Consider the following 25959-nt stretch of genomic DNA (forward strand, 5'->3'; position numbering starts at 1 on the left):
CGGGGCCCGGCGGCCGGCGACCTCCCGGTGAACCCCGGATGGATCCTGCCTCCCTTTCACGCTGTCTCCTCCCCGCTCACCGAAGGCTGCAACGGCAACGCCGTACTCACCTCGAAGCCGCCCTCTGGCCGCGGCCCCGCCCGGAGTTCGCCGCCGATGGAGTGGGCGCGTTCGCGCATGCCCATGACGCCGAAGCCCTTCACGGGCTCGGGGACGGCCGCGGTCGGCGGGCCCTCGTCGGTGACCGTGATGAGGAGGCGGGTGCCGGAGTAGACGAAGCGGACGTGCGCGGTCTGGGTGGCCGCGTGCTTGGTGACGTTGGTGAGCGCCTCCTGCACGATCCGGAAGGCCGTCAGGTCCACGCCCGGCGACAGGAGCTGCTGCTCCCCCTCCGTGGCGACGGTGACGGTGATGCCCGCGGAGGCGCACGAGGAGACCAGTTCGGGCAGCCGGGCGAGGCCGGGGGCCGGTTCCGGCGGTGCGGAGCTCTCGTCGCCGGTCTGCCGCAGCAGGCCCAGCGTGGCCTTCAGCTCACGCAGCGCGGACGAGGTCGTGCCGGTGAGGTCGTGGAGGATCTGCTTGGTCTGCGGCGGGTTGACCAGCGCAAGATGCTCGGCGGTACCGGCCTGGGCGTTGGCGAGCGCCAGGTGATGGGCGACGACGTCGTGCAACTCCCGGGCGATCCGCATGCGTTCCTCGGTGACCCTGAGCCGCGCCTCCTCCTCCCGGGTGCGTTCGGCGTGCTCGGCGCGGGCCTGCGTGGCCTCGAGATAGGCCCGCCGCAGCCGGGTCATGGTGCCGGCCGCCAGCGGCAGCAGCAGCCAGAAGAACGGGCCGATCGTGCGGAGCAGCAGCGACAGGTGGTCCATGGAGTCGGACACGGCCGCCGCGATCGTCAGCGCCGCCATGGTGGCGATGCCATAGGAGCGGATGGTCTCCCGTTCGGTGCGGGTGGCCAGCCAGTACAGGGACGCCATGACCGGGGCCAGGAGGAGGGGCGTGAGCAGATAGCCCTGCGCGATCACGATCGTGGCGCAGACCGCGTTCACCACGACGGTGACGCGGGGGTGGCTGCGGTGCAGGAACAGGGCGAGGCAGGAGACCCCCAGGAGGAGGACGGCGGTTCTGTCGTCGCCCGGCGTCTCGGCGTTGGGCAGGGTGAGCGAGGCTCCGAGGGTCGCGGAGCCCATGAGTACCGCGATCAGCGCCAGGTCGACGAGGAAGGGACGGCGGTCCGCGAACTCCTCCAGGCGGTCCGTGTAGCGCCGCTCCGGGCTGGTGGTCATCGGGTTCTCCGGTGGGTGGGCTCAGGGACCCATGGTGAGGCAACGGGGCCGCCCGTGCCGTACGACACGGGCGGCCCCTGGTGGGGGGTGGTCGTCAGACGCGTGCGGCCTCCTGGTCGGCGGGGGCGGGCTCAGGGTTGTCGGCGCCCCTGGTGAGCGCCTCGCCCTCCACGTCCACCCGGGGCAGGATCCGGTCCAGCCACTTCGGCAGCCACCAGGCCTTGTCGCCGAGCAGGGCGAGCACGGCGGGCACGATGGCCATCCGGACCACGAAGGCGTCCAGCAGGACGGCGGAGGCGAGACCGAAGCCGATCATCTTGATCATGGAGTCGCTCTCGCCGATGAACCCGGCGAAGACCGCGATCATGATCAGCGCGGCGGCCACGACCACCCGGGCGCTGTGCCGGAATCCGGAGGTGACGGCCTGGTGGGACGTCTCTCCGTGGACGTACGCCTCACGCATCCGCGAGAGCAGGAACACCTCGTAGTCCATGGCGAGGCCGAAGACGATGCCCACCAGGAAGATCGGCATCAGGCTCATGATCGGGCCGGTGGTCTCCACGCCCAGCAGTCCGGCGCCGTGCCCCTCCTGGAAGACCACGACGACCGCACCGAGGGAGGCCAGGACGGAGAGCAGGAAACCGAGAGCCGCCTTCAGCGGGACGAGCAGGGACCGGAAGACCACCAGCAGCAGCACGATCGCGAGACCCACCACGACGATCAGATACGGCACCAGCGCGGCCTGCACCTTCTCGGAGATGTCGATGTTCAGCGCGGTGGTGCCGGTGACCTCGTAGGTCGCACCGGTCTCGGACTCTATGCCGGGGCGCTCGCCGCGGATGGTCGTGACGAGGTCCTTGGTCTTCTCGTCTGTCGGCGAGGTGGACGGCACGACCGAGAAGACGGCGGTGTCGCCGGCCTCGTTGAAGCGGGCCGGGGAGACCGACACGACCCCCTTCGTCGCACCGATGTCCTTCGAGATCGCCGCCGCGGCCGCCTTCGCGTCGTCGTCACCCTTCGCGTCCACCACGACGGTCAGCGGACCGTTGAAGCCCGGCCCGAAGCCCTCGGCGAGCGCGTCGTAGGCCCGGCGCTCGGTGGTGGAGGTCGGCTTGGCCTCGTCGCCGGGCATGCCCAGCTGGAGGGAGGTCATCGGCAGGGCGAGGGCGCCGAGGCCGACCACGCCGAGGATCAGCACGGGCAGCGGACGGCGCAGCACGAACCGGGCCCAGCGGGTGCCGCCGTTGTCCTTGGCCTCTTCCCCGGCACGGCCCTGCCTGCGGTCCTTGCGGCGCAGCACCGCGTTCGGCCAGAAGCCGAGGAACGCCGGGACCAGGGTCAGCGCGATCAGTACGGCGACGACGACCGCGCCCGCCGCGGCGAGGCCCATCTTGGTGAGCATCGGGATGCCGACCACCGCGAGCCCGGCGAGGGCGATGACGACGGTGAGACCCGCGAAGACGACCGCGGAACCGGCCGTACCGACCGCGAGGGCCGTCGCCTCCTGAGGTGCCCTGCCCCTGGCGCGTTCCTCCCGGTACCGGGAGACGACGAACAGGGCGTAGTCGATGCCGACGGCGAGCCCCAGCATCATCGCGAGGGTACCGGTGGTGGTGGACAGGCCGAGGGCGTCGGAGAGGGCGAGGATCGTGGCCATGCTGACGCCGACGCCGATGAGCGCGGTCAGCAGCGGCAGTCCGGCCGCGGCCAGTGAGCCGAAGGTGACGAGGAGGACGACAGCGGCGATCGCGACACCGATCAGCTCGGCCGTACCGCCCGCGCCACCGCCGTCGGCCATGGCGGAGCCTCCCGCGTCGACGGTCAGCCCGCTGTCCCGGGCCTCCTGGAGGGCGTGCTCCAGCTGCTCCTTGCTGGCGTCGGTGAGGTCGTCGGCGGCGACCTTGTAGGTGACGGTCGCGTACGCCGTCGTACCGTCCTTGCTCACGGCCTTCGCCTGGAACGGGTTCACGGCGCTCGCGACCTGAGAGCCGTCGGCCAGCCCGGCGACGGTGTCCTCGACGGCCTTCTTGTGGTCGGCGGCGGTGACCTTCTGACCGTTCGGCGCGACGAAGACGACCCTCGCGGTCGCGCCGTCGGCCGTGGCCCCCGGGAAGCGCTGTTCCATCAGGTCGAACGCCTTCTGGGACTCGATGCCCGGCATCGAGAACCCCTCGTCGGCGGCGCCGGGCGCCTTCAGGGCTCCCAGTCCGACGGCCGCCAGGACGGCCGCCCAGACGAGGGCGACGTACCAGCGTCGTCGGAAGGCGAGACGGCCCACGCGATAAAGGAAAGTAGCCACGGCGGGGGATCTCCACATCTGGTGCCGGACGGTCCACCCAGACTGTCCGGACGAGAGGCGCCGAGTCGTCGTGCGCCTGCCGACAATCCCCGCTACTGAGAACGCAGTACACGGCGGCCCCCGCGTCCACCTCCGGGACTACCGCCTTTTCCGTTCCCTCACGACCCGGCGGGAACCGGAACGCGTGTTCCTCTGTGTGTTCTCTGTGAGACCACCAGTTCTTTGAGGCCTGACCAGCCCAAGGGGGAACAGAAACAGTGAAGTTGAGACGACTCAGACTCGCCGGAGCCGCGGCGAGCGCGCTCGCCGTGGCCTGCACCGGGCCGCAGGTGTGGGCCTCCGAGCAGCACGAGACCGCCCCGGTACCGACCCTGACCTGGTCGGACTGCCAGGGCGGTTTCGAGTGTGCCGACGCCCGAGTGCCTCTGGACTACCGGGAACCGCAGGGCAGGACCATCACCCTGGCCGTCATACGCAAGAAGGCCGCCGACCCCTCGAAGCGCAAGGGCACGCTGTTCCTGCAGCCCGGCGGCCCCGGCAACTCCGGTGTGGACTTCGTGCGCGGCAACTACGACGACCTGCCGGCCGCACTGCGCGACGACTTCGACGTCTTCGGGTACGACGTGCGCGGGGTGGGCCGCAGCTCCCAGGTGGTGTGCTGGGACGACACGACGTACACGAAGGCCGTCACCGCCGCCAAGGGCGTCCCGGGCCCCGGCGCCTACAAGCCCGCCGTCCAGCAGGCCGCCGACTTCGACCAGGCCTGCCAGGACAACGCCGGCGATCTGCTGCCGTACGTCGGCACCCAGTACGTGGCCCGGGACATCGACCTCCTGCGGCAGGCGCTCGGGGAGGACCGACTCACCTACTACGGCCGCTCGTTCGGCTCCTACATCGGTACGGTCTACGCCGCGATGTTCCCGGACCGGGTCCGCGCGCTCGCGCTCGACGGGGCGTACGACCCGGAGCACTACACCAGCCGGCCCTACGCCTACGACCGGCCGCAGTACCTCGCCCTGGACGGCGCGATGGGCCGCTTCCTGGACTGGTGCAAGGCCGACCAGGCGACCTGCGGTTTCGGTGACGGCGATCCGCGGGCCGCGTTCCAGAAGCTCAAGGCGGACCTGGACGCCAACCCGGTGCCCACCGCCAACGGGGGCCAGGCCAACGGCTACACCCTCGTCTACCGGTTGATGTTCAACATCAACGAGGGCAAGGTCATCTGGCCCTCCTTCGGCGAGGCGCTGCGCAAGGCGCAGCAGCGCGACAACACGTCGTTCCTGCTGCGGCCACCGTCCCCGGCCAGCTACGACTTCCTCAACCCGAACGTCGTCGTCGAGTGCGTCGACAAGAAGTACCCGACCGACCGGGCCCTGCTGAGGAGCCAGGTCACGACCAACGCCAAGCTGGCCCCGCTGCTGGGCCCGGCCATGGCCTACGGCCCGCCGACCTACGACCACCAGCACGCCACGGCCTGCGTGCAGTGGAAGGGCGAGCACGTCAGCCGCTACGGCGGTTCCTTCCGCGCGAAGGGCTCCGCACCGATCCTCGTCATCGGCAACACCGGTGACCCGGACACCCCGTACCAGGACGCGGTGGCCCTGTCCCGTGAGCTCGACAACGGCCGCCTGCTCACCTTCAAGGCCGAGGGACACACCGCTTTCGGCCGCAGCGCCTGCGCGTCGGACGCGATCACCAGCTACCTGGTGGACCTGAAGGTCCCGGCCCGCGGGGCGAGTTGCGCGGACGAGACCCAACCACCGTCGTCCACCCCGACGGTGGCCCCGCCCGGTACGACGCTCAAGGAACTCCGCAACGGCGTGAGCGACCGAGTGGACCACATCGGCTCGCTGCGATAACAGCGTGAGGGCCCGGGTCTCAGGAGGAGGCCCGGGCCCTCTCGCGTCACGGCAAGCGGGTCAGTACAGCGCCACCCTCGGCTGCACGGTGCCCTGGGCGTCCGGGTTGACGACCGTGATCCGGTAGACCTGGGTGAGGGTCTGGCCGGCGTGGAGCGTGTGCTGAGCGGTCGTCAGGTCGGTGAAGAGCGTGCCGGTCTGGCTCGCGGTCTCCACCGGCCGCCAGCAGCCGTGCGCGGTGCGCTGCTCGACCACGACGTCCGACGGGGTGAGGAAGGGACCCGCGTCCGGCGACTCCACCAGGAGCTGCGGGGCGACGGTCCGGTCCGCCGAGGAGTCGTTGCGGTAGGTGACGGTGACCTCGTGCCGCTCGCCGTCGGCCACGAGGGCCGTGGTGGGCAGGTCCACGAAGTCGACGGGTACGGCGGACTGCTGGGCCTGCGCGGTGGCCGCGGCGGGCCTGGCCGGGGCGGCCGCGGCGGCGGGACCGGCGGCTGCCAGACCCGCGAGTGCCACGGCGACGGAAACGAATGCGATCTTGAGACGTCTGGTGCTCATCGACACGTTCACTGTTCCTCGTGATGTGTGGGGGGTTTCGGGGATTACCCGTAGATGAGACCTCAACAAGGAGTAATACGTTGCCTGGATCTCGTGGATATTCCGTGGATACCGCCCGGTAGCCGACCTCCAACTCCCGTTGGCGTCATGGCGGACTGATAGCTTCCGCGTCACCGGCCTGGGGGAACGTCGTTGCCGGTACCTGACCTTCACAAATGAATCCAGGCGGAATTCCTTGCGCACGACTCGTGAATATCCAGGAGGAAGGCACCGCTGGGTGCCGAAAAGCCGGCGCGGGAGAATACTCGCGGCTTCGGGCATGTCCGTACTGGCATTGGCCCTCGTCGCCCCTCTCGCGTCCGCGGCCCTGACCAGCCCCTCCGCCCCGGCCACCCCGACACCGGGGGACCGTGTCACCAACACCTCCCAACTGCCGTCCGGCTGGCAGAAGTCCGGCGACCGGATCGTCACCTACGACGGTGACGGCACCGGACTGCACGTCCTGGTCGCCGACGCGGCCGACGCCTACACGTGGCACACCGCGGCCACCCTGTCCGAGCCGGGCATCGACACCGACCAGTGGATCGGGCAGACCTGTGTGACCGGGTCCGGCGACCGTGCCGTCGTGGTCTACGCGCCACGGCAGGCCGTCAACGACCAACAGGGCTTCCAGCAGGGAGCGTTCGCGGCCGTGGTCGACCTGGCCGACGGCACCGTGACCAAGCTGCCCGAGCTGGTCTCCCTCGCCTACTTCAACCCCGGCTGCGGCGACGGCGAACAGGCCGTCCTCACCCGCCCCGAGGGCACCGGCACACAACTGCTCACCGTCGACGCCCGGAAGGGAGAGCTGGTCCGGCAGCAGACCGTCGCCGGTCAGCTCACCTCCGCCGTGCCCTTCGGGAACAAGATCGCGGCCGCCCAGGGCGACTCCGTGGTCTCGGTGGACGCCAAGGGCGCGACCAGCACCCTGGCCAGGACCGACGGCACGCCGTTCCGGCTGGTCCCGGACGCGCACAGCGGGCTCGCCTACCAGGTCCCGGCCGGAAAGAAGGTGCAGGTCCGCCGGGTCACCTCGGCCGGCTCCGACAAGCTCCTCGGCTCCGGCGCGCTCGGCGCCCTCGCGGTGCACGGCAACGGCGGCCGGGTCTTCGTGACCGGCAAGGACGCCGAGGACGCCGTGCCGGCCCTGCCGAAGAGCTGGCGGACGCTGGACGTGCCGGCCTCCGCGGAGGTCTCCACCACCGGGGACCTCGCGCTGACCTCCGTCGGCAACGGCACCGAGGCGGCCGGCGGCAGGAAGGCCGCCGCGGACATCGCCCAGTCGGTCGGCATCAACGCGGTGGTGCCCGGCTCCGACACCGACTTCGGCTTCCGTGTGAAGCCCACGGCGCCGAAGGGGACTCAGGGCGAGGAGCAGTCCCCGGCCCTGACGGACGGGATCCACACCAACAGCATCACCCCAGGCGACGACGACCCGTCGACCTCCACCACCGACCCCGACCGCGCCTGCGCCGTCACCCGAAACGACCCGAAGCTCCAGTCGCTCCAGCCCTCGACCGCGCAGGCCGAGTGGGCGACGGACCTCGCCGTGCAGGGCAAGCTCGACGTGCGGCGCCGCAGCGGCTGGAACGGCAGCGAACTCCCGTCGTACACCCCGCAGGGCCTGTTCCCGTCCTCCGCGCTCAAGGGCGGCGGCCGGGTGCCCGCGCAGATCATGCTCGGGGTGCTCTCCCAGGAGTCCAACCTGCTCCAGGCCAGCTCCCGGGCGGCCGCGGGCGAGAGCAGCAACTTCATCCAGGGCGGCTACTACGGCAACGCGGGCAGCGTCCACACCGTCAACTGGGCGGCCGCCGACTGCGGTTACGGCATCTCCCAGGTGACCAGCGGCATGGCCGGGGCGGACACCACCTACACCGCCGAGCAGCAGCAGGCGATCACCGTGGACTACGCGGCCAACATCGCCGCGGGGCTCCAGATCCTCCAGGACAAGTGGAACCAGCTGTACGACAAGGGTCTGCTCGTCAACGGCGGCGACCCGCAGTACCTGGAGAACTGGTGGCTCGCGCTGTGGGCCTACAACAGCGGGTTCAATCTGCCGAGTGCGGCGGACGCGAGCGCCCCGTGGGGTCTGGGCTGGTTCAACAACCCGGCCAACGGCATCTACCCGGCCGACCGGAAGATGTTCCTGTCGTCCGGCTACGACGACGCCCGCAACCCCAACCTGTGGTCGTACCCGGAGCGGGTGCTCGGCTGGGCGGCCTACTCCCAGCAGAAGACCGATCCGGCGACCGGGGCGACCGTGCGGGCGTTCACCGTCGGCGACTGGCCCACCGGCAACGCGCCCGACGCCCAGCCGCCGCACGACACGTTCTGCAAGCCGACGCTCAACGACTGCGACGTCAGCAAGCCGCGCAAGGTCGAGGGGTCGACCCAGCCCGAGGGGCCCTGTCAGCGGGACGACTTCAAGTGCTGGTGGCACCAGCCGGTGAGCTGGACGGACTGCACGACCACCTGCGGCACCGAGGTGCTGAAGTACCAGGCGACCGACCCCGAGCCGGCGGTCGCGGCTCCACACCCGGCGGCCTGCGCGTCCACGCTCCCGGCGAACGCGCTGATCGTGGACGACGTGCCGAACACGGTGAAGTTCCGGGTCGGTGACGCCAACCCCTGTGCGGGCGAGAAGAACTGGACCAGCCGGGGGACGTTGAAGTTCACCTTCGGGTCGGCGCAGCAGAACGGCGCGACCGTCTATCCCTCGAAGATCGACTTCCATCAGCTGGGCGCGGGCTTCGGCGGGCACTTCTGGCTCACCCACACCCGGGTGCCGAGCTATACCGACTCGGTCGTCACCGGCACCTGGACGCCGGACCGGAAGATCGGCGGCTGGGCGGAGGTCATGGTGCACCTGCCCGACCACGAGGCCAACACCCCGTCGGCGACGTACCGCATCGACGTCGGTGACGGCTCGGTCGTGGAGAAGACGATCTCCCAGGACACCGGCGGCAAGAACACCTGGGTCTCCCTGGGCTCCTACGAGTTCAAGGGCACCCCGAGCGTCTCGCTGACCTCGGCCACGGCGGACGGCACCGGCGACGCCTCGATCGCCTGGGACGCGCTGGCATTCGTCCCCCTGAAGGGCAAGCCGGCGGAAACGGACACACCGTCCCCGTCCCCGTCCCCGTCCGCGCAGAAGTAACCCACACGGGAGCGGACTCCGCGCCCGCCATCGGTCGACCTGACCGGTGGCGGGCGCTGTGGCGTTCACGGCGGATCCGCGGGCAGGGGCCGAGGAACGACACCGGCCTGCGGCCGACTTGCGAACACGGGCCAGCCGACGACACGGGCCACCCCACGAACGGACCGAGGCAGCCCCAGCCGACCCCCGGCAACAAACCGAGTGACAACACCGGTCAACGACCGACCCACGAACACAGGCCAGCCAGCCGACACCCGCCAACGACCGCGCGCCGGCCGACGGCACCGGTCAACCCACGTCACTGCTCGACCGACGCGAGGCCCGCGGCTTCAGGGACTCACCCCGTGGCGTGGGCCCCGGCCCGGGCGGCCTCCACGAACGCGGTGATCAGGGTCGGATCCTTGACGCCCCGGCTCGCCTCCACGCCGCTGGAGACGTCGACGCCCCAGGGGCGGGTGACGTCGACGGCCTCGCGGACGTTCTCCGGTGTGAGGCCCCCGGCCAGGAGCCACTTCTCCCCGGCGCCGGCCACCTGCTTGCGCGACCAGTCCCAGGCCATGCCGGACCCCGGTACCGGGGCGTCGAGCAGCAGCATGTCCTCGCCCAGTTCTCCGCAGCGCGGCACGGAGTCGCCGAAGGCGGCCGCGCGGATCAGGGTCCAGCCGCCGGTCGCGAGTTCGGCGTAGTAGTCGCGGTCCTCGGGTCCGTGCAGCTGGACGGCCCCGATGCCCGACTCCGCGGCCACGGACCGTACGTACTCCAGGGGTTCGCGGCGGAACACACCCACCGTCACGACACTCTCGGGGACCCTGGCGGCCAACCGCGCCGCCGTCGCGGGGTCGATGCGGCGCGGGCTGTCGGAGAAGACGAACCCGATGGCGTCGGCGCCGGCCTCGACGGCCGTGTCGACGTCCTGCTCGGTCCTCAGGCCGCAGATCTTCACGAAGAGCGTCATGCCGCCACCGTATCCAATTCGTGTCCATGAACAACGATCACATACATAACCGTTGACGCGACCATGGCAAGCGCTTACCTTCCGAACGATACGTGCCCCCGTCGCCGCACACCATGGAGACGAACGATGCACCTGAGACCAGTCATCACATCCGTCGGCCTCATCGCCGGCACGCTCGTCGCACTGTCCGGCACCACAGCCCAGGCCGCCACCACCCGCTACGAGGCCGAGACCGCGCCCGCCACCTGCACCGGAGCCGTCGAGACCGAGTACGCCGGCTACTCCGGCAGCGGATTTTGCAACGGCACCAACGCCACCGGCGCGTACGCCCAGTTCACCGTGTCCGCACCCGCATCGGGCACGGCGACCCTGAGCGTCCGCTTCGCCAACGGCACCACCACCGCCCGCGCCGCGGACATCATCGTGAACGGCTCGACGGTCTCGTCGGCGTCCTTCGAGTCCACCGGCACCTGGACCGGCTGGACCACCAAGACGCTCACCGTCCCGGTGAACTCGGGCAGCAACACCGTCCGGCTGAACCCGACCACCGCGAACGGCCTGCCCAACGTCGACTACCTGGACGCCGAGACGTCCGGCACGACGACCCCGCCGCCGTCGAGCAGCGCCCTGTACGTGTCACCGAGCGGCACCGACAGCGCGGCCGGCACGGTGACCTCCCCGACCACCCTCACCTCGGCGATCAGCCGTATCTCCGCCGGCGGCACGATCTACATGCGCGGTGGGACGTACGCCTACTCCTCGACGGTGACCATCCCGGCCGGCAGCAACGGCACCTCGTCCGCACGCACCACGCTCTCCGCCTACCCGGGCGAGACTCCTGTGCTCAACTTCTCGGCACAGAGCGAGAGTTCGACCAACCGCGGAATCCAGCTCAACGCGAACTACTGGAAGATCTACGGCCTCGTCGTCGAGCGCGCCGGGGACAACGGCATCTACGTCGGCGGCAGCAACAACGTCGTCGAGCGCACGGTGACCCGCTTCAACCGTGACACCGGCCTCCAGCTGGGCCGGATGGCCTCCTCCACCCCGGCGAGCCAGTGGCCGGCCAACAACCTGATCCTGAGCGCCGAGTCCCACGACAACGCCGACTCCGACGGCGAGGACGCCGACGGCTTCGCCGCGAAGCTCACCACCGGCACCGGGAACGTGTTCCGGTACGCCGTCTCGCACAACAACATCGACGACGGCTGGGACCTCTACACCAAGACCGACACCGGCGCGATCGGCCCGGTGACCATCGAGTACTCCCTGTCCTACGGCAACGGCACGCTCAGCGACGGCTCCCAGGCCGGCAACGGCGACCGCAACGGCTACAAGCTCGGCGGCGACGACATCGCGGTCAACCACGTGGTGCAGCACAGCGTCGCCTACGGCAACGGCCACCACGGGTTCACCTACAACAGCAACCCCGGCTCGATGACCATCACGAGCAACGTCTCCATCGCCAACACCGAGCGCAACTTCAACTTCGAGACCGGCACCTCGGTCTTCCGCGGCAACACCTCGTGCAACAGCGGAGCGAACGACCGGTACGCCGGTGACGCCGACAGCTCCAACCAGTTCTGGTCCGGCACCAACGGCTCCCGCTGCTCCACCTACGCGGGCGCCCTGGGCTGGTCCTTCGCCTCCAACGGCAGCCTGGTCGTGACCTTCGGCGGCAAGCAGGTCACGCTGTAGGACACGGCGGGGACCCCGGGATCCGTGCCCGGGGTCCCCTCGCCGTCACTGCTTGGGCGCGGCCTGCTGGACGACCTCGAAGGTCCACAGCGTCGAGCCGGAGGCTGCGGGCCTGGGGCGGCCCTGCTCGCCGCCGCCCCCGTGCGAGGCCTGTGCCATCCCGGACATCCACTTCTGGAAGTCCTCCTCGCCACGCCAGCGCGTGTAGACGAGGTAGGTGTCCGTGCCCTCGACGGGCCGCAGCAGCTCGAACCACTCGAATCCGTCCGAGTTCTCTACGGTCCCCGCGCGGGAGGCGAACCGCTTCTCCAGCGTCTCGCGCTGCTCCTCGGGGACCGTGAGTACGTTGATCTTGACGATGCTCATGGCGCCAATTGTGCGCCAAAGGGCATCAGAGGGACGTCAGCGTGCCGCGGCCCGGGCGGGCACCTCGCCCTTCCCGCCGACGACGGCGGTCTCCATCACGGCGGTGGTGCCGAACAGGGTCTCGGTCGTGATGCCCCGGTCCGGGTCGGTGACGTAGAAGCGGGAGCCGAGCAGGGCGAGGGTCTCCTTGTCGAAGATCCACTCGTCGCGGGTGGCGAAGCCGGTGTCGTCGAGGGTGATGGCGATCCCGTGCCGGCCGGCCGCGTCGGCGGCGTCGGGGATCTCCCGCACACCGGGCAGCTTCGCGGCCGCCTTGTAGAAGGCGGCGGCGTTCGCGGGCGGCATGATCGTGCCGCCGATCAGATCGCCGATCAGGGAGAAGACCGCCTGGTCCCGCGACTCGCCCTCGACCGGCCTGGCCTCCTCGCGCAGCCTTGCGAGCAGGGCGTCGGGGTCGGTGGGCAGCGAGGCCAGCCACCGGTAGGTGGGGTGGTCGACGCCCGCCGGACGGGGATCGGGGGACTCGATGGGGAGCATCTGGTCCGGCATGATCGCGTCCTTGCCACTGGCCCTGATCCACCCGGTGACCCGGAGCGGGCCGGGGTCCTGGGAGGTCCACCGCTCCTCGGTGTGCAGGGCGCCGAGCCGCACGGGGCCGCTGAAGTCGCCCATGTTCTCGCGAACCAGCGTCCTGACGTACACGAACTGGTCGTCCCGCACCCGGACCGTGTCGCTCGCCATGGCGGCCGTGGCGATCCGGTTGAGGGTGACGGAGGCGCCGGCCGCGGTCGCGGCCGGGGCGGGTCCGGTCGCCGGGCCACGGCCGTCCACGGAGAGGGTCACGAGCAGGGCGCCGGTCAGGGCCGCGGAGGCCAGCGGCACCAGTACGGCGGGCCGCAGGAACCGGCTCCGCCGAGGCGTGACCGCTGTGTCGTGATCGATCTGCTGCATCAGTACGTCCTTGAAGTGACGGTGGCGCTCCGGCGGGAGGTCCCACTCCGCCGGGGTCGACAACAGCTCCTCGGCCTCGCTCATCGGGTCTCCTCCCGCAGGAACAGGGCCGCGAGCGCGGCCTCACTCTCCATCTCTCCGTGGGCCCGGGGTGGTTCCGTCCCGGTTCGCCCCTGTTCCTCCGCGCTCAGTCGCGCGAGCCGGGCCCGGGCGCGAGAGAGCCGGGAGCGCACGGTGCCGACCGGGACGCCGAGCGCCTCGGCGGCCTGCCGGTAGTCGAGCCCGGCGGACACACACAGCGCGAGCACCTCACGGTCCTGCCGTCCGATCCGGCTCAACGCCCGGTGCACGACGGCCAGTCGGCGGGCGTCGTCGATCCTGCCCGCCGTCTCCTCGGCGAAGTCCTCGACGGGGCGCGGCTCGGGGCTGCGGGCCAGGAAGGCGAGCCTCCGTCGCAGGCCCCGGTTGGCGTTGTACGCCTTGTGCGTGGCGATGCCGAGCAGCCAGGGCCTGAGCGAGCCGCCCTCCGGCTCCACCGTCTCCCTAGTCCGCCAGGCGGCGAGGAAGGTCTCGGACATCGCCTCCTCGGCCTCCGCCCAGTTCCCGGTCAGCCGCAGGGCGTGGTTGTAGACCGCCCGTGCGTACCGGTCGTACAACTCCCCGAACGCCGCCCGGTCCCCGGCCCGAATCCGCGCCCGGTCCGGTTCCGCCACTTCTGTTTCCCTCACACCCGTAACGCTCCGCACCTCGACCCGGAGTTCCTGTGCTCTGCGCCACACACGCTGCCGACAGCGCCCCGCACCACCCTCCCCGCGGAGCGCTTACGCTGCGTCCATGGAGCAGCGAGAGGTCATGCAGAACGTCGTCGGCATCCTCACCGAGGCACTGGAGATGCGACGGCAGGTACGCGAACACCCCGACCGGCAGGCCTCGCTGACCGGGGCGATCTCCGCGCTTCTCGTGGAGACCCTGCCACGGATCCACCTTCCCGCGGACGCCAGTGGCCTCGCGGCGGCGGACGCCGTGGCCGAGGAGCTGGGGCCCGCCATCGCGAGCATCGCCAACTGCTTCGCGTTCGCCTTCGTACAACTGGCCGAGGCCCACGACGAGGGCCGCACCGACACCTCCGCTGAGGTGCTGCGGCACATCTCCCTCCAGTTCGCGGGCGGCGCGCAGAAGTAACCGCGAGCCCCGTCGACATTTCTGCGGCGAAACGACATCCGGTCCGGCGCGAGCGACGAACAGCACCAGGGAAGCACCGGAACGGGCTCCCGGGGCGACGAGGGAGGCGCCGGGAGCCCGTTCGTGTGCGGTGGGTGCGGGTCACCGTGCAGGCAGGCCCAGCCGGCCCCGGGTCGCGGCCAGCAGGATCAGGGCCGCCGCCGTCGTGCTGAGCAGGAGGGCGTGGGCGAGGTCGCCGTCGGACAGTGAGGGGAACATGTCCGACCAGGCGATCGAGAAGAAGTTGTTGACGCCGGTGTGCAGCAGCATGACCAGCGGCATGCTCTCGCCGGACTTGTTGAACACCCAGGTCATCACGCAGCTGAACGTGATCGTCATCGCGATGAACTCCACCGGCACGGTCCACGCCACGTGCGGCCCGCCGCCCCACTCCGTGAGGAACAGCGGCAGGTGCCAGCAGCCCCACAGCGCGCCGACGAGGAGGGTCGCGGTCAGGGGGCCGTAGCGGCGCTGCATCCGCGGCATCGCGAACTCCCGCCAGCCGGGCTCCTCGGCGAGACCGGTGGTGATCATCTGGATGAGCAGTCCGGGGAGAAAGGCGGCGAGGACCATCGCGGGCGGCAGGGCGGGACCGCGGCCGGCCAGCGCGGCCGAGGCGAGAGTCAGCGTGGCCGGCACGGCGAGCAGGACGACCAGGTACCAGCGCCAGCTCACCTTGAACTTCGTCATCCTGGCCCGCCAGGTCCGCAGGCCCGCGCGTCCCTCCGTGATCCCGGTGACGAGCAGGGCCGAGGCGATCGGGCCGAGGTAGGCGCCGGGCAGGACGCCCGTGACCTGGGTGGCGCCGCCGGAGCCGGGGAAGGCGAAGTGCCAGACTCCGAGGCCGTTCTCGGAGAGGACGTACGGCGTCCAGGCGGCCCAGCTCAGTGCGAAGGCCAGCGTGAAGAACCAGGTCAGGGGGTTGCGGCGGATACTGCCGCGCAGGCCGCCGTCGGCTGGCGGAGCGGGTCGGGTCTCGGTGCTGGTTACGGTGCCGGTTTCGGTGGTCACGGGGGCTTGGGCGCTCACCGCGGATCCCTTCGGAGGGGGCTGATGTGATGGCTCCAGCACACCAGCGCGGCGCCCTCGGATCATTGCCGCGCACGCCCCGACTCCCGGTACAGCAGGCTGTACTTCAGCGGGCCCGGCGCGCGTCCTCCAGGTAGCGCAACACCGCCGCCACCCGCCGGTCCACCTGGTCCGTCGGCGCCAGGTCCAGCTTCGCGAAGATGCTCCGGATGTGCTTGTGCACGGCCCCGTCGGTCACGAACAGCTTCTCCGCGACGGCGCTGTTGCCCAACCCCTCGGCCATCAGGGCGAGTACGTCCTTCTCGCGCGGGCTGAGCCGCTCCAGCCGCGAGTCCTGACGGGACCGCGTGAACAACTGCGCGACGACCTCGGGGTCGATGGCGGTGCCGCCGGCCGCCACCCGGCGCAGCGCGTCGAGGAACTCCTCCACCCGGCCGACCCGTTCCTTGAGCAGATAGCCCAGCCCGCCGACCCCACCGGTCAGCAGCTCGGTCGCGAAGCTCTGCTCGACGTAGGCGGACAGCACGAGGACGGCGAGCCCGGGCCTGCGCCGCCGGGCCTCTACGGCCGCGCGGATCCCTTCGTCGGTGTGCGTGGGCGGCATCCGTACGTCGAGGATGGCCACGTCGGGCTTGTGCGCGTCGATGGCGTCGAGCGCCCCCTCGGCGGTACCGGCGGTGCCGACCACGTCCAGCCCCTCGGCACGCAGCAGGAGGGCAAGCCCCTCCCGCAGCAGAGGGTCGTCCTCGGCGATCACGATCCGCATGGCAGGTCCCTCTCCAGAGTCATCGGGCTACCCGCCGGACTCGCCGGACGAACAGCGTCCTCATACAGGGCCGCGCCACACCCCGCACAGCCACAGACAGCACCCCGGCGCCCCGACCGGCAGACCCGAACCCCGTCACACCCCGCACGGACGCTCACGCACCGCACGGCAGATCCGCCTCCAGTGCCGTCGGGCCGCCCGGTGGGCTTGTCAGGTGGAGGGTGCCGTCGTGGGCGGCGATGCGGTGGCGGATGCCGGTGAGGCCGGAGCCGGCGTGCTCGTCGGCGCCGCCCCGGCCGTCGTCCGTGATCCGCAGCAGGAGCCGTGAGCCGGGGGCGCGGACCGTGATCGTGGCCCGGGACGCCCCGCTGTGCTTGGCGATGTTGGTCAGCGCCTCGGCCGCGACGAAGTACGCGGTCGCCTCGACGGAGGCCGCACATCGCCGCGGCACCTCGACATCGACCGTGCACGGCACCGCGCTCTCCGCCGCGAGCCCGGTGAGCGCCCCGGCCAGCCCCCGGTCCGCGAGCACCGGCGGCAGGATGCCGCGGGAGACGGTCCGCAGCTCGGCCAGCGCCTGTTCGGCCGCGGACTGGGCCCGCTCCAGGAGTTCGTCGGCCCCGGCCGGATCGCGGGCGACCATGCGGCGGGCGGCCCCGAGCAGCACGGTCACCGTGACGATCCGGTTCTGGGTGCCGTCGTGCAAAGAGCGCTCGATGCGCCGCAGTTCGGTGGCGTGCGCGTCCAGCGCGGCGGCCCGGGTGGCGGTCAACTCGGCGATGCGCAGGGAGAGATCGGCGTCGGGACCGGCCGACAGCAGCCGGCGCCCCGGGTTCGCCTGCAGCCGTGCCATGCCGGGCGTGAGCCCCAGCATGATGGCGATCCAGCCCACGCCGAGCAGGCACACGGCCAGTGCGTCCGGCCAGGAGTGCGCGACGCCGACCCCGATGGACGTGGCGGTCGCGTCCTTCGGGGCGAGCCGCCAGTACAGCGGAAAGGCGGCGTCCCGTACGGCGAGCACCGGCAGGACGAAGCCCAGCAGCCCCAGCGGCAGGCCCACGACCAGATGCCGGACCAGCCACAGCAATTCACGCCGGGTCGTCGGATCGGCGAGGGCGGCCCTCAGTCGCGTCGGCGGGGGCGCGGGGGCGATGACCTCGGGGCCCCACCGCGCCAGCCGGACGCGTTCCATGCCGGCCAGGGCGTGCAGCACGCGCACCCCGCCGGGCGCCAGCACCAGCCACAGCAGCACGAACGGCGCCAGGACGGCCGTACCGAGTCCGGAGACCAGCTGGCCGAGCGCGGCGCCCGCGGTCGTGGCGGTCCCCACCGCAAGGCTCTTGACGTCGGCGGTGGCCATCCGAACCCCCTCTGGCTGGAGGACAACGACCCTAGGCGGAAAAGGAGTTCGCAGTACGACCGGGAGCCGGAAAGTACAGCCTGCTGTACCCCGGACCGGGCGGACCGCTGGATCGGCCGGACCGGGGTGCGGCTCGTAGCGTCGTCAACACCGAGAAAACCCCAACCACTTGGAGTACCCGTGATCCTTCTTCTCTGGCCCCTGCTCGTCCTCAGCGTGCTCGGCAACGCGGTGGCGTCCTTCACGCCCGCCGACACCGCCGTGCACCTGGCCTTCGGCACGGTCACCGCGCTGACGGCCACCGCCCTTGCCGTACGACGACTGCGCACCGGCCCCTGAGCAACCCCTACTTGAGGCCGATCGCCGCACAGTCCGCCGCGTACTCGGCGGTGCAGATCTGCTTCACGGTGTACACGTCGTCCTTGATCACCGTCTGCTGGATGTTGTCCCTGGTCAGCGCGACCACCGGCACCAGCAGGGACGGGATGTCCTTCTGGGTGGGGCTGTTGACCTTGTCGCGGATGAGCGCGTCGAACTGGAGGTCGCGGCCCTGGATCTTGTACACCGCGATCTGCGCGGCGTTGGTCGCCTCCAGCAGGAAGGACTTGTACACGGTCATGTACTGCTCGCCCGACACGACCCGCTGCACCGCGGCGAGGCTCGCGTCCTGCCCGGTCACCGGCGGGATCTTCGTGGCTCCCGCCTCCTTGAGTTCGTCGATGACCGCGCCCGCCATGTCGTCGTTGGCCGAGTAGACGGCGGCGATGTTGTTCAGTCCGAACGAGGCGATCGCCGCCTTCATGTTGGCCTTGGCGACCGACGGCAGCCAGTCCTTGGTGTCGTACTGCTTGGCGATGACGACCTTGCCGTTGAGCTCGTCCAGTGCGCCCTTCTTGAAGAGGGCGGTGTTGGGGTCGGCGAGGGAGCCGTTCATCATGACGATCTTGCTTTTCTCGGCCTTGTCGCCGAGCGCCTCGACGATGGCCCGGCCCTGCACCTCGCCGACGAGCTCGTTGTCGTGCGAGACATAGGCGTCGATGGGGCCCTGGGCGAGCCGGTCGTAGGCGATGACGGGGATGCCCGCGTCCTTCGCCTTCTGGACATCCGGCTCGATCGCCTTGGCGTCCACCGCGTCCACCAGGATCACGTCCACCTTGTCGGTGACCATCTGCTCGAACTGCTGGCTCTGCCGCTTCTCGCTCGCCCCGGCGTTGGCGTAACTGACCTTGCCCTTGCCGCGGGTGAGGGTCGCGACCTCCTTCTTGATGAGCGGGTAGTCGAACCGGTCGAAGCGGCTGGTGTCCCGGTCGGGGAGCAACAGACCCAGCGTGATGTCGTCGCCCTTCTTGGGACTCACCGCGGTGTCACTGCTGCCCACTGAGCAGGAGGTGAGCAGAAGGGCCGACACGCAGACGGCCATGACGGAGGGGATGGGGCGCATGGCGATCCTGTGGGTGGGGGGCTGTCACGTAGGCGCAACAGTAAGTGCCCTCAATCCCGATCAAACACCCTGACGATTTCCTTCAAGGGATCACCACTCGGCGTACGCAACTGGTCGTCGATGTACACACGTTGCACGGCGGTCAGCGCACGCACCATGAGGATCCCGGCGACGGCCGCGCCGACGACGGCGAGATCGGCGACCAGCAGCGTGGTCACGCCGTTGTAGGCGCGGGCGATGAGGTCGTCCGTGTCGCCGTCGTACATCAGGCCGAGCCCGGTGACCATGCCGAGCAGCCACAGCGCCCACCACACGTTCACGACGACGGGCAGCTTCCGGTCCGGGGCGCTCTTGTGGTGGATGTCGGCGACGATGCCGCGCGGGATCCACAGGTTGGCGATCGGCACGAACCAGGCGGCGTAGACCCAGATGCCGGCGTAGCGCGGGCGCTCGCCGGACAGGGCCCGCGCGTTGTCCCGCATCCGCCCCAGCCAGCCGATGAACAGGGCCGCGCACACCAGCGTGAGAAAGCTTCCGGCCGTGCTGACCAGGTGGTACGAGTCCTCCAGGGCGTTCAGCGGCCGGTGCCGGCCCTCGCCCTGGTTCGGCGGCCCGGAGGCGGGCTCCCCCGCGACGGCGAGCCGGATGTCCCATACGGCCCGCAGCGCATAGGCGGCACCGGCGAGCCCGAGCCCGGCGACGGCGAGGCGGGCGGAGCCACGCGCCGAGCGCACGGCGGGCCGGACGGTGTTCTCACTCACGGAGTCCCCCTTCGGAAGGATCGGTTCACCCCCTCATCGTCCCGAACCCGGCGATCGGTTCACGCGGACGTTCTCGGGGGGTCCGGCGGAGAAACGGGGTGCTTGTCGGGTCCGGGTGGGGAAACAGGGTGCTTCGGCGGGCCTGAAGACCAGAAGCCGAGAAGAAATCCGGCGGGGCGAGGATCGTGGGAGCCATGGACGGACAGCGATACGACGTGTGGGCGTCCGGCGCCGCCTACGACCGTTACATGGGCCGCTGGAGCCGGGCGGTCGCGCGCGAGTTCACGGCCTGGCTCGGCCGTCCGGACGGACTGCGGTGGCTGGACGTGGGGTGCGGCACCGGGGTGCTGTCGGCGGTGGTCCGGGAACGCTGCCGGCCCGACCTGGTCGTGGGCTGCGACCGCTCCGAGGGCTTCGTCCGCGCGGGGCGGGCCGGGGTCGTGGCGGACGCCATGGCGCTTCCCGTCCGGGACGGCGCCTTCGACGTGGCGGTCAGCGGTCTGACCCTGAACTTCCTGTCCGACCCCGCGGCGGCGGTCACCGCGATGGCCCGCGCGGTCCGGCCGGGCGGCGCTCTGGTGGCCGGGTACGTCTGGGACTACGCCGACGGGATGCGCCTGTTGCGTCTCTTCTGGGACACCGCCGCCGAACTCGACCCGGCGGCGGCCGAGTTGGACGAGGGTCTGCGGTTCCCCGGCTGCCGTCCCCAGCCGCTGCACGACCTGTGGACGACCGCGGGACTCGCCGACGTGATCGTGCGCGCGATCGAAGTCCCCACCGTCTTCGCCGACTTCGCCGATCTGTGGGGCCCCTTCCTGGCCGGCCAGGGCCCCGCGCCGGGCTATGTCACCACCCTCCCCCCGGCCGCCCGGGACGACCTGCGAGAAGCCCTGCGCGCGGCTGCCCCCACCGCCCCCGACGGTTCGATCCCCCTCTCGGCTCGCGCCTGGGCCGTACGCGGACGAACCAGGTGAAACCACGTCCCGAGCGAGGCGCATGCGACACCTCACACACCGGTTACGTTTCGCTCAACCTCTGGTTGCGAGGCGGTGAGCGGGCGACGATGGACGCATGACTCTGGCCGAGCGCGCCCTGGAGCGCCTGGAGGCGTGGTCCGACCTCAGCACGGGGCTGCCCAGCTGCGGAGCCGGGCTGGCGCTGCGCTCCGGGCACAGCGAGATCGTGCACTTCCACCCGGGGCGGGACGTGGATCTGCACCTCACCGAACCGGCCATCCGCAGATTCCACGACGACCTCCAGGGGTCGACCGCGGTCCGGCTGCTGCCCGGCTCCCGCTGGGTCACCGTCCACCTCGACTGCGAGACGGACGTCGACCTGCTGATGAGCCTGGTCAGCATGGCGCTGAAGGCCCACCAGGCGGGGCCCCGGCCCGTCGGGCCGGCCGAATGCAACTTCCACCGGGTCACAGTGGTCCCCCGGAACTCCCCTTTCGCCCCGATTGGGCGATAATCGGAGTATGAGTACCGCGACGTTTGTCCTGGCGGCCTCGTCGAACGAAGTAGTCAACGTGATCGCCGCCTTCGCCGGTGGACTGTTCATCGCCGGCGCGCTGGTGTGTGCCGTGGTGTTCGGCATGCGGGTCCAGGACCGGGAGCTTCCACGGCCGCTCAGCAAGGAGCAGCCGCACCTCCCGGAGACCGGGCCGATCCGTGAGATGCGGGAGATGCGCGAGCCGGACGAGCTGCCGGTCACCGCGGACGAGCAGGAACGGCTGATGCCGTACCAGCTCCATCACTCGGGAAGCAGACGAGGAAAGGACCAGCACCGCAAACGCTGGCTGCCCGGCTCCAGCGGCGGATTCGGCAGCGGCGGCCTCGGCCACGTGTGACGGGCCCGAGACCGGGCCACCACCACGCGGCCCTGCCCGCCTCCCGCCCCCCATGCCGCCCCTCGTGGTGTCACCGAGGAGGCGCCGTACCCGAGCGGGAGCGGGCGACCCCGTCGCTGTCCGCCCCGTTCGGGATCAGACCCGCTTCTGGATGCCCTTTCGGGGTTGATGTGCTTCGGCCATCGGGCGGAGAGGGGGCGGCCACCACGGGAGTGGGCCGTTCGGGTGACGCCGGGCGTGCGGCCGTAGGGGGAGGGCCCTTCACTGGAGGGACACCCCGCTGGAGGCGAGATGACACGCTGGACGACTGCCGCGCTGCTGACGACTCTGGCCCTCACCGGCCTGACCGCCTGCTCCGACGACGACAGCCCGTCGTCGGTGGCGAGCAAGGTCGCGTCCGCCGCCTCCCGCGCCGGGGAGGCGGTGTCGTCGGCCACGGCGGAGGCGGGCAGGCGGTTCGACGACATCAAGAGCGGCGTCGACGCCAGGGACGACGTACGACTCGGCACCCCCGCCACCGCGTCGGACGGCCGTACGACGGTGGAGGTCACCGCCACCAACTCCGCGGACTCGGCGAAGTCCTTCACCGTCGAGGTCGACTTCACCGACCGGGACGGCAAGCTGCTGGACGCGGTGGTGCTGACCGTGTCGGACGTACCCGCGGGTGGTACGGGCAAGGGGACCGCCCGCAGCACGCACGACCTGTCGGGGGACGTGCGGGCGAAGGTGCCGAGAGCGGTCCGCCACTAGGGCCTGTCCCAGGGCAAGGTCACGCCATCCAGAAGAAGACGGCCGTCATCCGCTTCTCCTCCAGCGTGCTGCCGGAGTAACCGGTCGCGCTGTGCACGAGGTTGGCGTTATAGAGGAGCAGCCGGTTGTACCGGTGCGGCACCCTTACGTCCTCCTCGAAGGCGTCCGGCGCGACGAACCGGGTACCGAGGGCCTCGACGAGGTTGTTGTGCGGGGCCTGCACCACGTTGCCGCCGAGCCGCCCGCCGGGCATGGCCTGCCGGTAGAAGCTGGTGCCGCAGTCCTTGGGGACGCCGGGGTTGAGATACAGCACGGCGGCGTACCGGCACAGCGCCCGCGAGTCGGTGTGCGGCCGGGGCTCGCTCTCGCCCTTCCCCACGACCTGCACGCAGTTGTGGTTGAGGGTGCCCCCGCCGGGCGCCCGCTGCACCCACAGCTCCTTGGCGCCGGTCGCCTGCTTCACCAGCCGCTCGACCCTCGCGAGCTCGGCGGGTTCGAGCCCCGGCATGGTCCGCAGTCCCGGCCAGGTCTCCGAGGTGTACGGATGTCCCTTCACCCAGTCGTCCTTGGTGAGACAGCGTTCCCGTACGGCGTCGACGTCCGGGAGCACGTCGTCGATCACCCAGTAGTCGCGGCCCTTGGTGGGCTTGCGGTAGGGCAGGACGGGAAGGGGCCGCTGCGACCGCTGTGGCATGGACATGCAGCGAATCTAGGTCCGGGGTCCGTCAGGTCTCTCCCGCGATTTCGCCAGGACTTTCCCGAGAACCGGTCAACGAACGGTCAACCGGCGGCCGGGGGTCTGTCCTGACGGTGCGTCTGTGAGCCCGGTCATCCTCCGGAAGAGGTGATGAACAACTACGGCCCCGCGTGCGTACTCCTGTGCGTCCGACCCGCCTCCCGGCGGGATACCCCTACCGGGCAGGAGGCACGGTGCCACTCTCGCGCAACGCGATGGGAACGCTGTTCGTGGGCGGAGCCCTCACACTGACTTTGGGCGCTCTCGCGTACCCGTCCATGCTGGGTGTCAGCCAGGCTGCGACCGCTCAGGACAGAATCATCGCCCAGACGCAGTGGGGCCCGCTGACCGAGCAGGACCGCGACTTCGTCGTCAAGGTGCGGGCGGCGGGCCTGTGGGAGTACCCGCTGGGGGAGGTCGCCCTGCAGAAGGGCACCACCCCGGAGGTGAAGGAAGCCGGAAGGCATCTCATCGACGGACACGCGGCCCTGGACGCCGCCTGCCGCAAGATCGCCCCGATGCTCAACGTCACCATCCCGAACGTGGCGAGCCCGCAGCAGGTCGGCTTCGTGAACACGATCGAGTCGAGCAACGGCCAGCAGTTCGACACGAACTTCGCCAACATCCTGCGGGTGACGCACGGCTCGATCTTCAACACGATCTCGAAGATCCGCTCCACCACCAAGAACTCACTGGTGCGGTCGCTGGCCGACATGGCCAACGACACGGTGCTCGACCACATGACGGTCATGGAGAAGACCGGCTTCGTCAACTTCGACCAGGCCCTCTTCATGCAGACCACTCCGCCGAAGCTGCCCGGCAGCGACCTCACTCCGCCGGCCCCGCAGCCCGGCGCGCCGATGGTCGTGCTCACCCCGCCGCCGAACCCGACGTCGACGCCGCTCGGCGTCCCCGGCGAGAACGCGAACGGCGCCACCCCGGCCGCGGGGGCGGCCCCGACACCGACACCGACCGTGGGTTAGACCTAGCCGAGCCAGGCCGTCGTGTCGGGTCCCAGCAGCCCGCCCTCCAGCGGGCTGCTGGTGAGCAGCACTTCTCCCGCCGGAAGCGGGACGGCCCGGTCCGTCAGATTGGTGACGCACCGCCAGCCCTCGTGCCGGACGAAGTCCAGCACGTCGGCCGGGGAGGCTTCCGCCCAGGTGAGGTCCTCGCCCTGAAGGAGCTTGCGGCGCAGGCGCAGGGCGGTGCGGTACAGCTCCAGCGTGGAGCCCTCGGCACCGTCCTGGGCCTCGACGGCGTACCCGGCGAACCACTCCGGCTGCGGCAACCAGGCACCGCCGGCTCCGAAGCCGTACGACGGACCGCTCGTCGTCCACGGCAGCGGCACCCGGCATCCGTCGCGCCCCTTGCGGACCCGGCCCGTCTGCTCCCAGATCGGGTCCTGGAGCACCTCGAAGGGCAGGTCGGCGACCTCGGGCAGACCGAGTTCCTCACCTTGGTAGACGTACGACGATCCCGGCAGCGCGAGCATGAGCAGCGTGGCCGCGCGAGCGCGGCGCAGGCCCTGGTGTCCGTCCACGGCGGGCGCGTGGCCGCCGGACAGCAGCCAGGCGTTCTCGTCGGTGCCCGGCGGGAGCACGAGGCGGGAGGCGTGCCGTACGACGTCGTGGTTGGAGAGCACCCAGGTGGCCGAGGCGTGGGCCGCGCGGGCGGTGGTGAGGGAGTCGGTGATGACCTGGCGCAGTTCGCCGGCGTCCCAGGAGGTCTGGAGGTACTCGAAGTTGAAGGCCTGGCCGAGTTCGTCCGCGCGGGCGTACAGCGCGCGGCGCGGGCCCGGCACCCAGGCCTCGGCGACGGCCATACGGGGCGGGGTGTAGGAGTCGAGGATCGTGCGCCAGTCGCGGTAGATCTCGTGGACCTCGTCGCGGTCCCAGTAGGGGTGGCCGCCCGGCGGCAGGCGGCCCAGGGCCTCCTCCGCGACGCCGGGCAGGTCACCGAGGTCGCGCAACGGCTCCGTCAGGTCCTTGGCCAGCGCGTGCGCCACGTCCACGCGGAAGCCGTCGACACCGCGGTCGGACCAGAAGCGCAGGGTGGTGCGGAAGTCCTCGCGGACCTCGTCGTGCGACCAGTTGAGATCGGGCTGCTCGGGGGCGAACAGATGCAGGTACCACTGCCCGTCCGGCACCCGCCGCCAGGCGCTGCCGCCGAAGACGGACTGCCAGTCGGTGGGCGGGAGTTCGCCGTGCGCACCGCGTCCGTCACGGAACACGTACCGCTCGCGCGCCGCGGATCCGGGGCCGGCGGCGAGGGCCTCCTGGAACCAGACGTGCTGGTGGGAGGTGTGGTTGGGGACGAGGTCGACGATCACCTTCAGCCCGAGCCGGTGCGCTTCGGTGACCATCGCGTCGAAGTCGTCGAGCGTCCCGAGGCGCGGGTCGACGTCCCGGTAGTCGGCGACGTCGTAGCCACCATCGGCGAGCTCGGAGGGGTAGAAGGGGCTCAGCCACAGGGCGTCGGCGCCGAGGGCGGCCAGGTGCGTGAGGCGCTCGGTGACGCCCCGGATGTCCCCGAGGCCGTCACCGTCGGCGTCGGCGAAACTGCGGGGATAGACCTGGTAGACGACGGCCTGCCGCCACCAGTCGGGGTCCTTGCCGGAGAGGTCGGGCGTGGTGGTGCGGGCGGTCACGCGGGCTCCTCTGCAAAATGTCCGTGCGGGAAATAAAGGGGATATCTGCCCACTCGCCGGAAACGTGAATCTGAGGTTATGCGGAGCGGATCGTTCCCTGTGTGTCGAAATTGTGATGGCCCATGAACTTACCTTGCATCACCGCAGGTTGACAGCGTTCCACAAGGAGATCCACCATGTGCGGACACTGTGGCGCATGTGACCAATGGGCCCAGTGTTTTCTGAGACCAC

24 protein-coding genes are annotated in these 25959 nt (G+C 70.8%); 10 read left to right on the forward strand and 14 right to left on the reverse strand.

Translation table 11 applies throughout. From position 1 onward, the window contains the following. Window positions 1-56: 56 nt before the first annotated feature. Together RNB18_RS07590 and RNB18_RS07595 are read right to left on the reverse strand one after the other, a co-directional pair. The gene (locus tag RNB18_RS07590; protein WP_311713355.1) at window positions 57-1286 is read right to left on the reverse strand and encodes a sensor histidine kinase; all 1230 of its coding nucleotides are present in this window, start codon (window positions 1284-1286) and stop codon (window positions 57-59) included. A gap of 94 nt (window positions 1287-1380) precedes the next feature. After that, the gene (locus RNB18_RS07595; protein WP_311713356.1) at window positions 1381-3585 is read right to left on the reverse strand and encodes an MMPL family transporter; all 2205 of its coding nucleotides are present in this window, start codon (window positions 3583-3585) and stop codon (window positions 1381-1383) included. 257 nt (window positions 3586-3842) lie between these two features. Between RNB18_RS07595 and RNB18_RS07600 the strand changes: the two genes are divergently transcribed. Continuing rightward, the gene (locus RNB18_RS07600) at window positions 3843-5444 is read left to right on the forward strand and encodes an alpha/beta hydrolase (RefSeq protein WP_311713357.1); all 1602 of its coding nucleotides are present in this window, start codon (window positions 3843-3845) and stop codon (window positions 5442-5444) included. Between the two features lie 60 nt (window positions 5445-5504). Here RNB18_RS07600 and RNB18_RS07605 read toward each other — a convergent pair whose 3' ends face one another. Beyond that, a complete protein-coding gene (locus RNB18_RS07605) occupies window positions 5505-6002 on the reverse strand; it encodes a signal peptide protein (RefSeq protein WP_311713358.1) in 498 nt (165 codons plus the stop codon). Between the two features lie 319 nt (window positions 6003-6321). Between RNB18_RS07605 and RNB18_RS07610 the strand changes: the two genes are divergently transcribed. Then, window positions 6322-9198: a golvesin C-terminal-like domain-containing protein gene (locus tag RNB18_RS07610; RefSeq protein WP_311713359.1), complete on the forward strand. Its 2877-nt coding sequence runs from the start codon at window positions 6322-6324 to the stop codon at window positions 9196-9198. A 337-nt stretch (window positions 9199-9535) separates the two neighbouring features. Here RNB18_RS07610 and RNB18_RS07615 read toward each other — a convergent pair whose 3' ends face one another. Beyond that, window positions 9536-10153 carry a phosphoribosylanthranilate isomerase gene (locus RNB18_RS07615; protein WP_311713360.1) on the reverse strand — a complete coding sequence of 206 codons (618 nt, stop codon included), beginning with the start codon at window positions 10151-10153 and terminating at the stop codon, window positions 9536-9538. A 126-nt stretch (window positions 10154-10279) separates the two neighbouring features. Here RNB18_RS07615 and RNB18_RS07620 point away from each other — a divergent pair, with 126 nt between their 5' ends. Beyond that, complete coding sequence (locus RNB18_RS07620; protein WP_311713361.1) at window positions 10280-11851, forward strand: carbohydrate-binding protein; 1572 nt, start codon at window positions 10280-10282, stop codon at window positions 11849-11851. A 45-nt stretch (window positions 11852-11896) separates the two neighbouring features. Here RNB18_RS07620 and RNB18_RS07625 read toward each other — a convergent pair whose 3' ends face one another. The 3 genes from RNB18_RS07625 to RNB18_RS07635 are packed head-to-tail and all read right to left on the reverse strand — an operon-like array spanning window position 11897 to window position 13896. Continuing rightward, window positions 11897-12217, reverse strand: a complete 321-nt coding sequence (locus RNB18_RS07625; protein WP_059208317.1) for an antibiotic biosynthesis monooxygenase family protein — start codon at window positions 12215-12217, stop codon at window positions 11897-11899. A gap of 36 nt (window positions 12218-12253) precedes the next feature. Continuing rightward, window positions 12254-13252, reverse strand: coding sequence for a CU044_5270 family protein (locus RNB18_RS07630; RefSeq protein ID WP_311713362.1), 999 nt, complete (start codon window positions 13250-13252; stop codon window positions 12254-12256). After that, window positions 13249-13896 (reverse strand): RNA polymerase sigma factor, encoded by a 648-nt coding sequence (locus RNB18_RS07635; protein ID WP_311713363.1) that lies wholly within the window; start codon window positions 13894-13896, stop codon window positions 13249-13251. Before RNB18_RS07635 ends, RNB18_RS07630 begins: the two co-directional genes overlap by 4 nt. 106 nt (window positions 13897-14002) lie before the next feature. On the opposite strand from RNB18_RS07635, the gene RNB18_RS07640 reads away from it, so the two are divergent. After that, window positions 14003-14350, forward strand: coding sequence for a hypothetical protein (locus RNB18_RS07640; protein ID WP_311713364.1), 348 nt, complete (start codon window positions 14003-14005; stop codon window positions 14348-14350). Between the two features lie 141 nt (window positions 14351-14491). Here the strand turns inward: RNB18_RS07640 and RNB18_RS07645 are convergent, their stop codons facing one another. From RNB18_RS07645 to RNB18_RS07655, 3 genes are all read right to left on the reverse strand, one after another. Further along, window positions 14492-15418 carry a CPBP family intramembrane glutamic endopeptidase gene (locus RNB18_RS07645; protein WP_311713365.1) on the reverse strand — a complete coding sequence of 309 codons (927 nt, stop codon included), beginning with the start codon at window positions 15416-15418 and terminating at the stop codon, window positions 14492-14494. Window positions 15419-15524: 106 nt separating this feature from the next. Beyond that, the gene (locus RNB18_RS07650; RefSeq protein WP_311713366.1) at window positions 15525-16184 is read right to left on the reverse strand and encodes a response regulator transcription factor; all 660 of its coding nucleotides are present in this window, start codon (window positions 16182-16184) and stop codon (window positions 15525-15527) included. 154 nt (window positions 16185-16338) lie between these two features. Continuing rightward, the gene (locus tag RNB18_RS07655; protein WP_311713367.1) at window positions 16339-17544 is read right to left on the reverse strand and encodes a sensor histidine kinase; all 1206 of its coding nucleotides are present in this window, start codon (window positions 17542-17544) and stop codon (window positions 16339-16341) included. Between the two features lie 180 nt (window positions 17545-17724). On the opposite strand from RNB18_RS07655, the gene RNB18_RS07660 reads away from it, so the two are divergent. Next, entirely contained in the window at window positions 17725-17883 is a 159-nt protein-coding gene (locus RNB18_RS07660) for a hypothetical protein (RefSeq protein WP_311713368.1), read from the forward strand. 7 nt (window positions 17884-17890) lie between these two features. Here RNB18_RS07660 and RNB18_RS07665 read toward each other — a convergent pair whose 3' ends face one another. Together RNB18_RS07665 and RNB18_RS07670 are read right to left on the reverse strand one after the other, a co-directional pair. Further along, window positions 17891-18985 carry a sugar ABC transporter substrate-binding protein gene (locus RNB18_RS07665; RefSeq protein WP_311713369.1) on the reverse strand — a complete coding sequence of 365 codons (1095 nt, stop codon included), beginning with the start codon at window positions 18983-18985 and terminating at the stop codon, window positions 17891-17893. Between the two features lie 50 nt (window positions 18986-19035). Beyond that, entirely contained in the window at window positions 19036-19746 is a 711-nt protein-coding gene (locus RNB18_RS07670) for a DUF4328 domain-containing protein (protein WP_311713370.1), read from the reverse strand. A gap of 194 nt (window positions 19747-19940) precedes the next feature. Between RNB18_RS07670 and RNB18_RS07675 the strand changes: the two genes are divergently transcribed. The 4 genes from RNB18_RS07675 to RNB18_RS07690 all read left to right on the forward strand — a co-directional run bounded on the left by RNB18_RS07675 (window position 19941) and on the right by RNB18_RS07690 (window position 22345). Continuing rightward, window positions 19941-20720, forward strand: coding sequence for a class I SAM-dependent methyltransferase (locus RNB18_RS07675; RefSeq protein WP_311713371.1), 780 nt, complete (start codon window positions 19941-19943; stop codon window positions 20718-20720). A gap of 97 nt (window positions 20721-20817) precedes the next feature. Next, window positions 20818-21216, forward strand: a complete 399-nt coding sequence (locus RNB18_RS07680) for a luciferase domain-containing protein (RefSeq protein WP_311713372.1) — start codon at window positions 20818-20820, stop codon at window positions 21214-21216. Between the two features lie 7 nt (window positions 21217-21223). Beyond that, complete coding sequence (locus RNB18_RS07685) at window positions 21224-21595, forward strand: DUF6479 family protein (protein ID WP_311713373.1); 372 nt, start codon at window positions 21224-21226, stop codon at window positions 21593-21595. Window positions 21596-21886: 291 nt separating this feature from the next. Then, a complete protein-coding gene (locus RNB18_RS07690; protein ID WP_311713374.1) occupies window positions 21887-22345 on the forward strand; it encodes an FxLYD domain-containing protein in 459 nt (152 codons plus the stop codon). Between the two features lie 19 nt (window positions 22346-22364). Here RNB18_RS07690 and RNB18_RS07695 read toward each other — a convergent pair whose 3' ends face one another. Then, window positions 22365-23045, reverse strand: a complete 681-nt coding sequence (locus RNB18_RS07695; RefSeq protein WP_306978719.1) for a DUF6445 family protein — start codon at window positions 23043-23045, stop codon at window positions 22365-22367. Between the two features lie 251 nt (window positions 23046-23296). Between RNB18_RS07695 and RNB18_RS07700 the strand changes: the two genes are divergently transcribed. After that, window positions 23297-24064 carry a DUF4142 domain-containing protein gene (locus RNB18_RS07700; protein WP_311713680.1) on the forward strand — a complete coding sequence of 256 codons (768 nt, stop codon included), beginning with the start codon at window positions 23297-23299 and terminating at the stop codon, window positions 24062-24064. Between the two features lie 2 nt (window positions 24065-24066). Here RNB18_RS07700 and RNB18_RS07705 read toward each other — a convergent pair whose 3' ends face one another. After that, window positions 24067-25728: a glycoside hydrolase family 13 protein gene (locus tag RNB18_RS07705; RefSeq protein ID WP_311713375.1), complete on the reverse strand. Its 1662-nt coding sequence runs from the start codon at window positions 25726-25728 to the stop codon at window positions 24067-24069. Window positions 25729-25959: the final 231 nt, after the last annotated feature.

It is taken from the genome of Streptomyces doebereineriae, from assembly GCF_031845645.1.
GTDB classification, from domain to species: Bacteria; Actinomycetota; Actinomycetes; order Streptomycetales; family Streptomycetaceae; genus Streptomyces; species Streptomyces canus.

Coding starts and splice junctions, on each gene's coding strand:
- RNB18_RS07590 (WP_311713355.1), bottom strand. CDS start 1,286: ATGACCACCAGCCCGGAGCGGCGCTACACGGACCGCCTGGAGGAGTTC.
- RNB18_RS07605 (WP_311713358.1), bottom strand. CDS start 6,002: ATGAGCACCAGACGTCTCAAGATCGCATTCGTTTCCGTCGCCGTGGCA.
- RNB18_RS07610 (WP_311713359.1), top strand. CDS start 6,322: ATGTCCGTACTGGCATTGGCCCTCGTCGCCCCTCTCGCGTCCGCGGCC.
- RNB18_RS07615 (WP_311713360.1), bottom strand. CDS start 10,153: ATGACGCTCTTCGTGAAGATCTGCGGCCTGAGGACCGAGCAGGACGTC.
- RNB18_RS07620 (WP_311713361.1), top strand. CDS start 10,280: ATGCACCTGAGACCAGTCATCACATCCGTCGGCCTCATCGCCGGCACG.
- RNB18_RS07625 (WP_059208317.1), bottom strand. CDS start 12,217: ATGAGCATCGTCAAGATCAACGTACTCACGGTCCCCGAGGAGCAGCGC.
- RNB18_RS07630 (WP_311713362.1), bottom strand. CDS start 13,252: ATGAGCGAGGCCGAGGAGCTGTTGTCGACCCCGGCGGAGTGGGACCTC.
- RNB18_RS07640 (WP_311713364.1), top strand. CDS start 14,003: ATGGAGCAGCGAGAGGTCATGCAGAACGTCGTCGGCATCCTCACCGAG.
- RNB18_RS07650 (WP_311713366.1), bottom strand. CDS start 16,184: ATGCGGATCGTGATCGCCGAGGACGACCCTCTGCTGCGGGAGGGGCTT.
- RNB18_RS07655 (WP_311713367.1), bottom strand. CDS start 17,544: ATGGCCACCGCCGACGTCAAGAGCCTTGCGGTGGGGACCGCCACGACC.
- RNB18_RS07665 (WP_311713369.1), bottom strand. CDS start 18,985: ATGCGCCCCATCCCCTCCGTCATGGCCGTCTGCGTGTCGGCCCTTCTG.
- RNB18_RS07675 (WP_311713371.1), top strand. CDS start 19,941: ATGGACGGACAGCGATACGACGTGTGGGCGTCCGGCGCCGCCTACGAC.
- RNB18_RS07680 (WP_311713372.1), top strand. CDS start 20,818: ATGACTCTGGCCGAGCGCGCCCTGGAGCGCCTGGAGGCGTGGTCCGAC.
- RNB18_RS07685 (WP_311713373.1), top strand. CDS start 21,224: ATGAGTACCGCGACGTTTGTCCTGGCGGCCTCGTCGAACGAAGTAGTC.
- RNB18_RS07690 (WP_311713374.1), top strand. CDS start 21,887: ATGACACGCTGGACGACTGCCGCGCTGCTGACGACTCTGGCCCTCACC.
- RNB18_RS07695 (WP_306978719.1), bottom strand. CDS start 23,045: ATGTCCATGCCACAGCGGTCGCAGCGGCCCCTTCCCGTCCTGCCCTAC.
- RNB18_RS07700 (WP_311713680.1), top strand. CDS start 23,297: ATGGGAACGCTGTTCGTGGGCGGAGCCCTCACACTGACTTTGGGCGCT.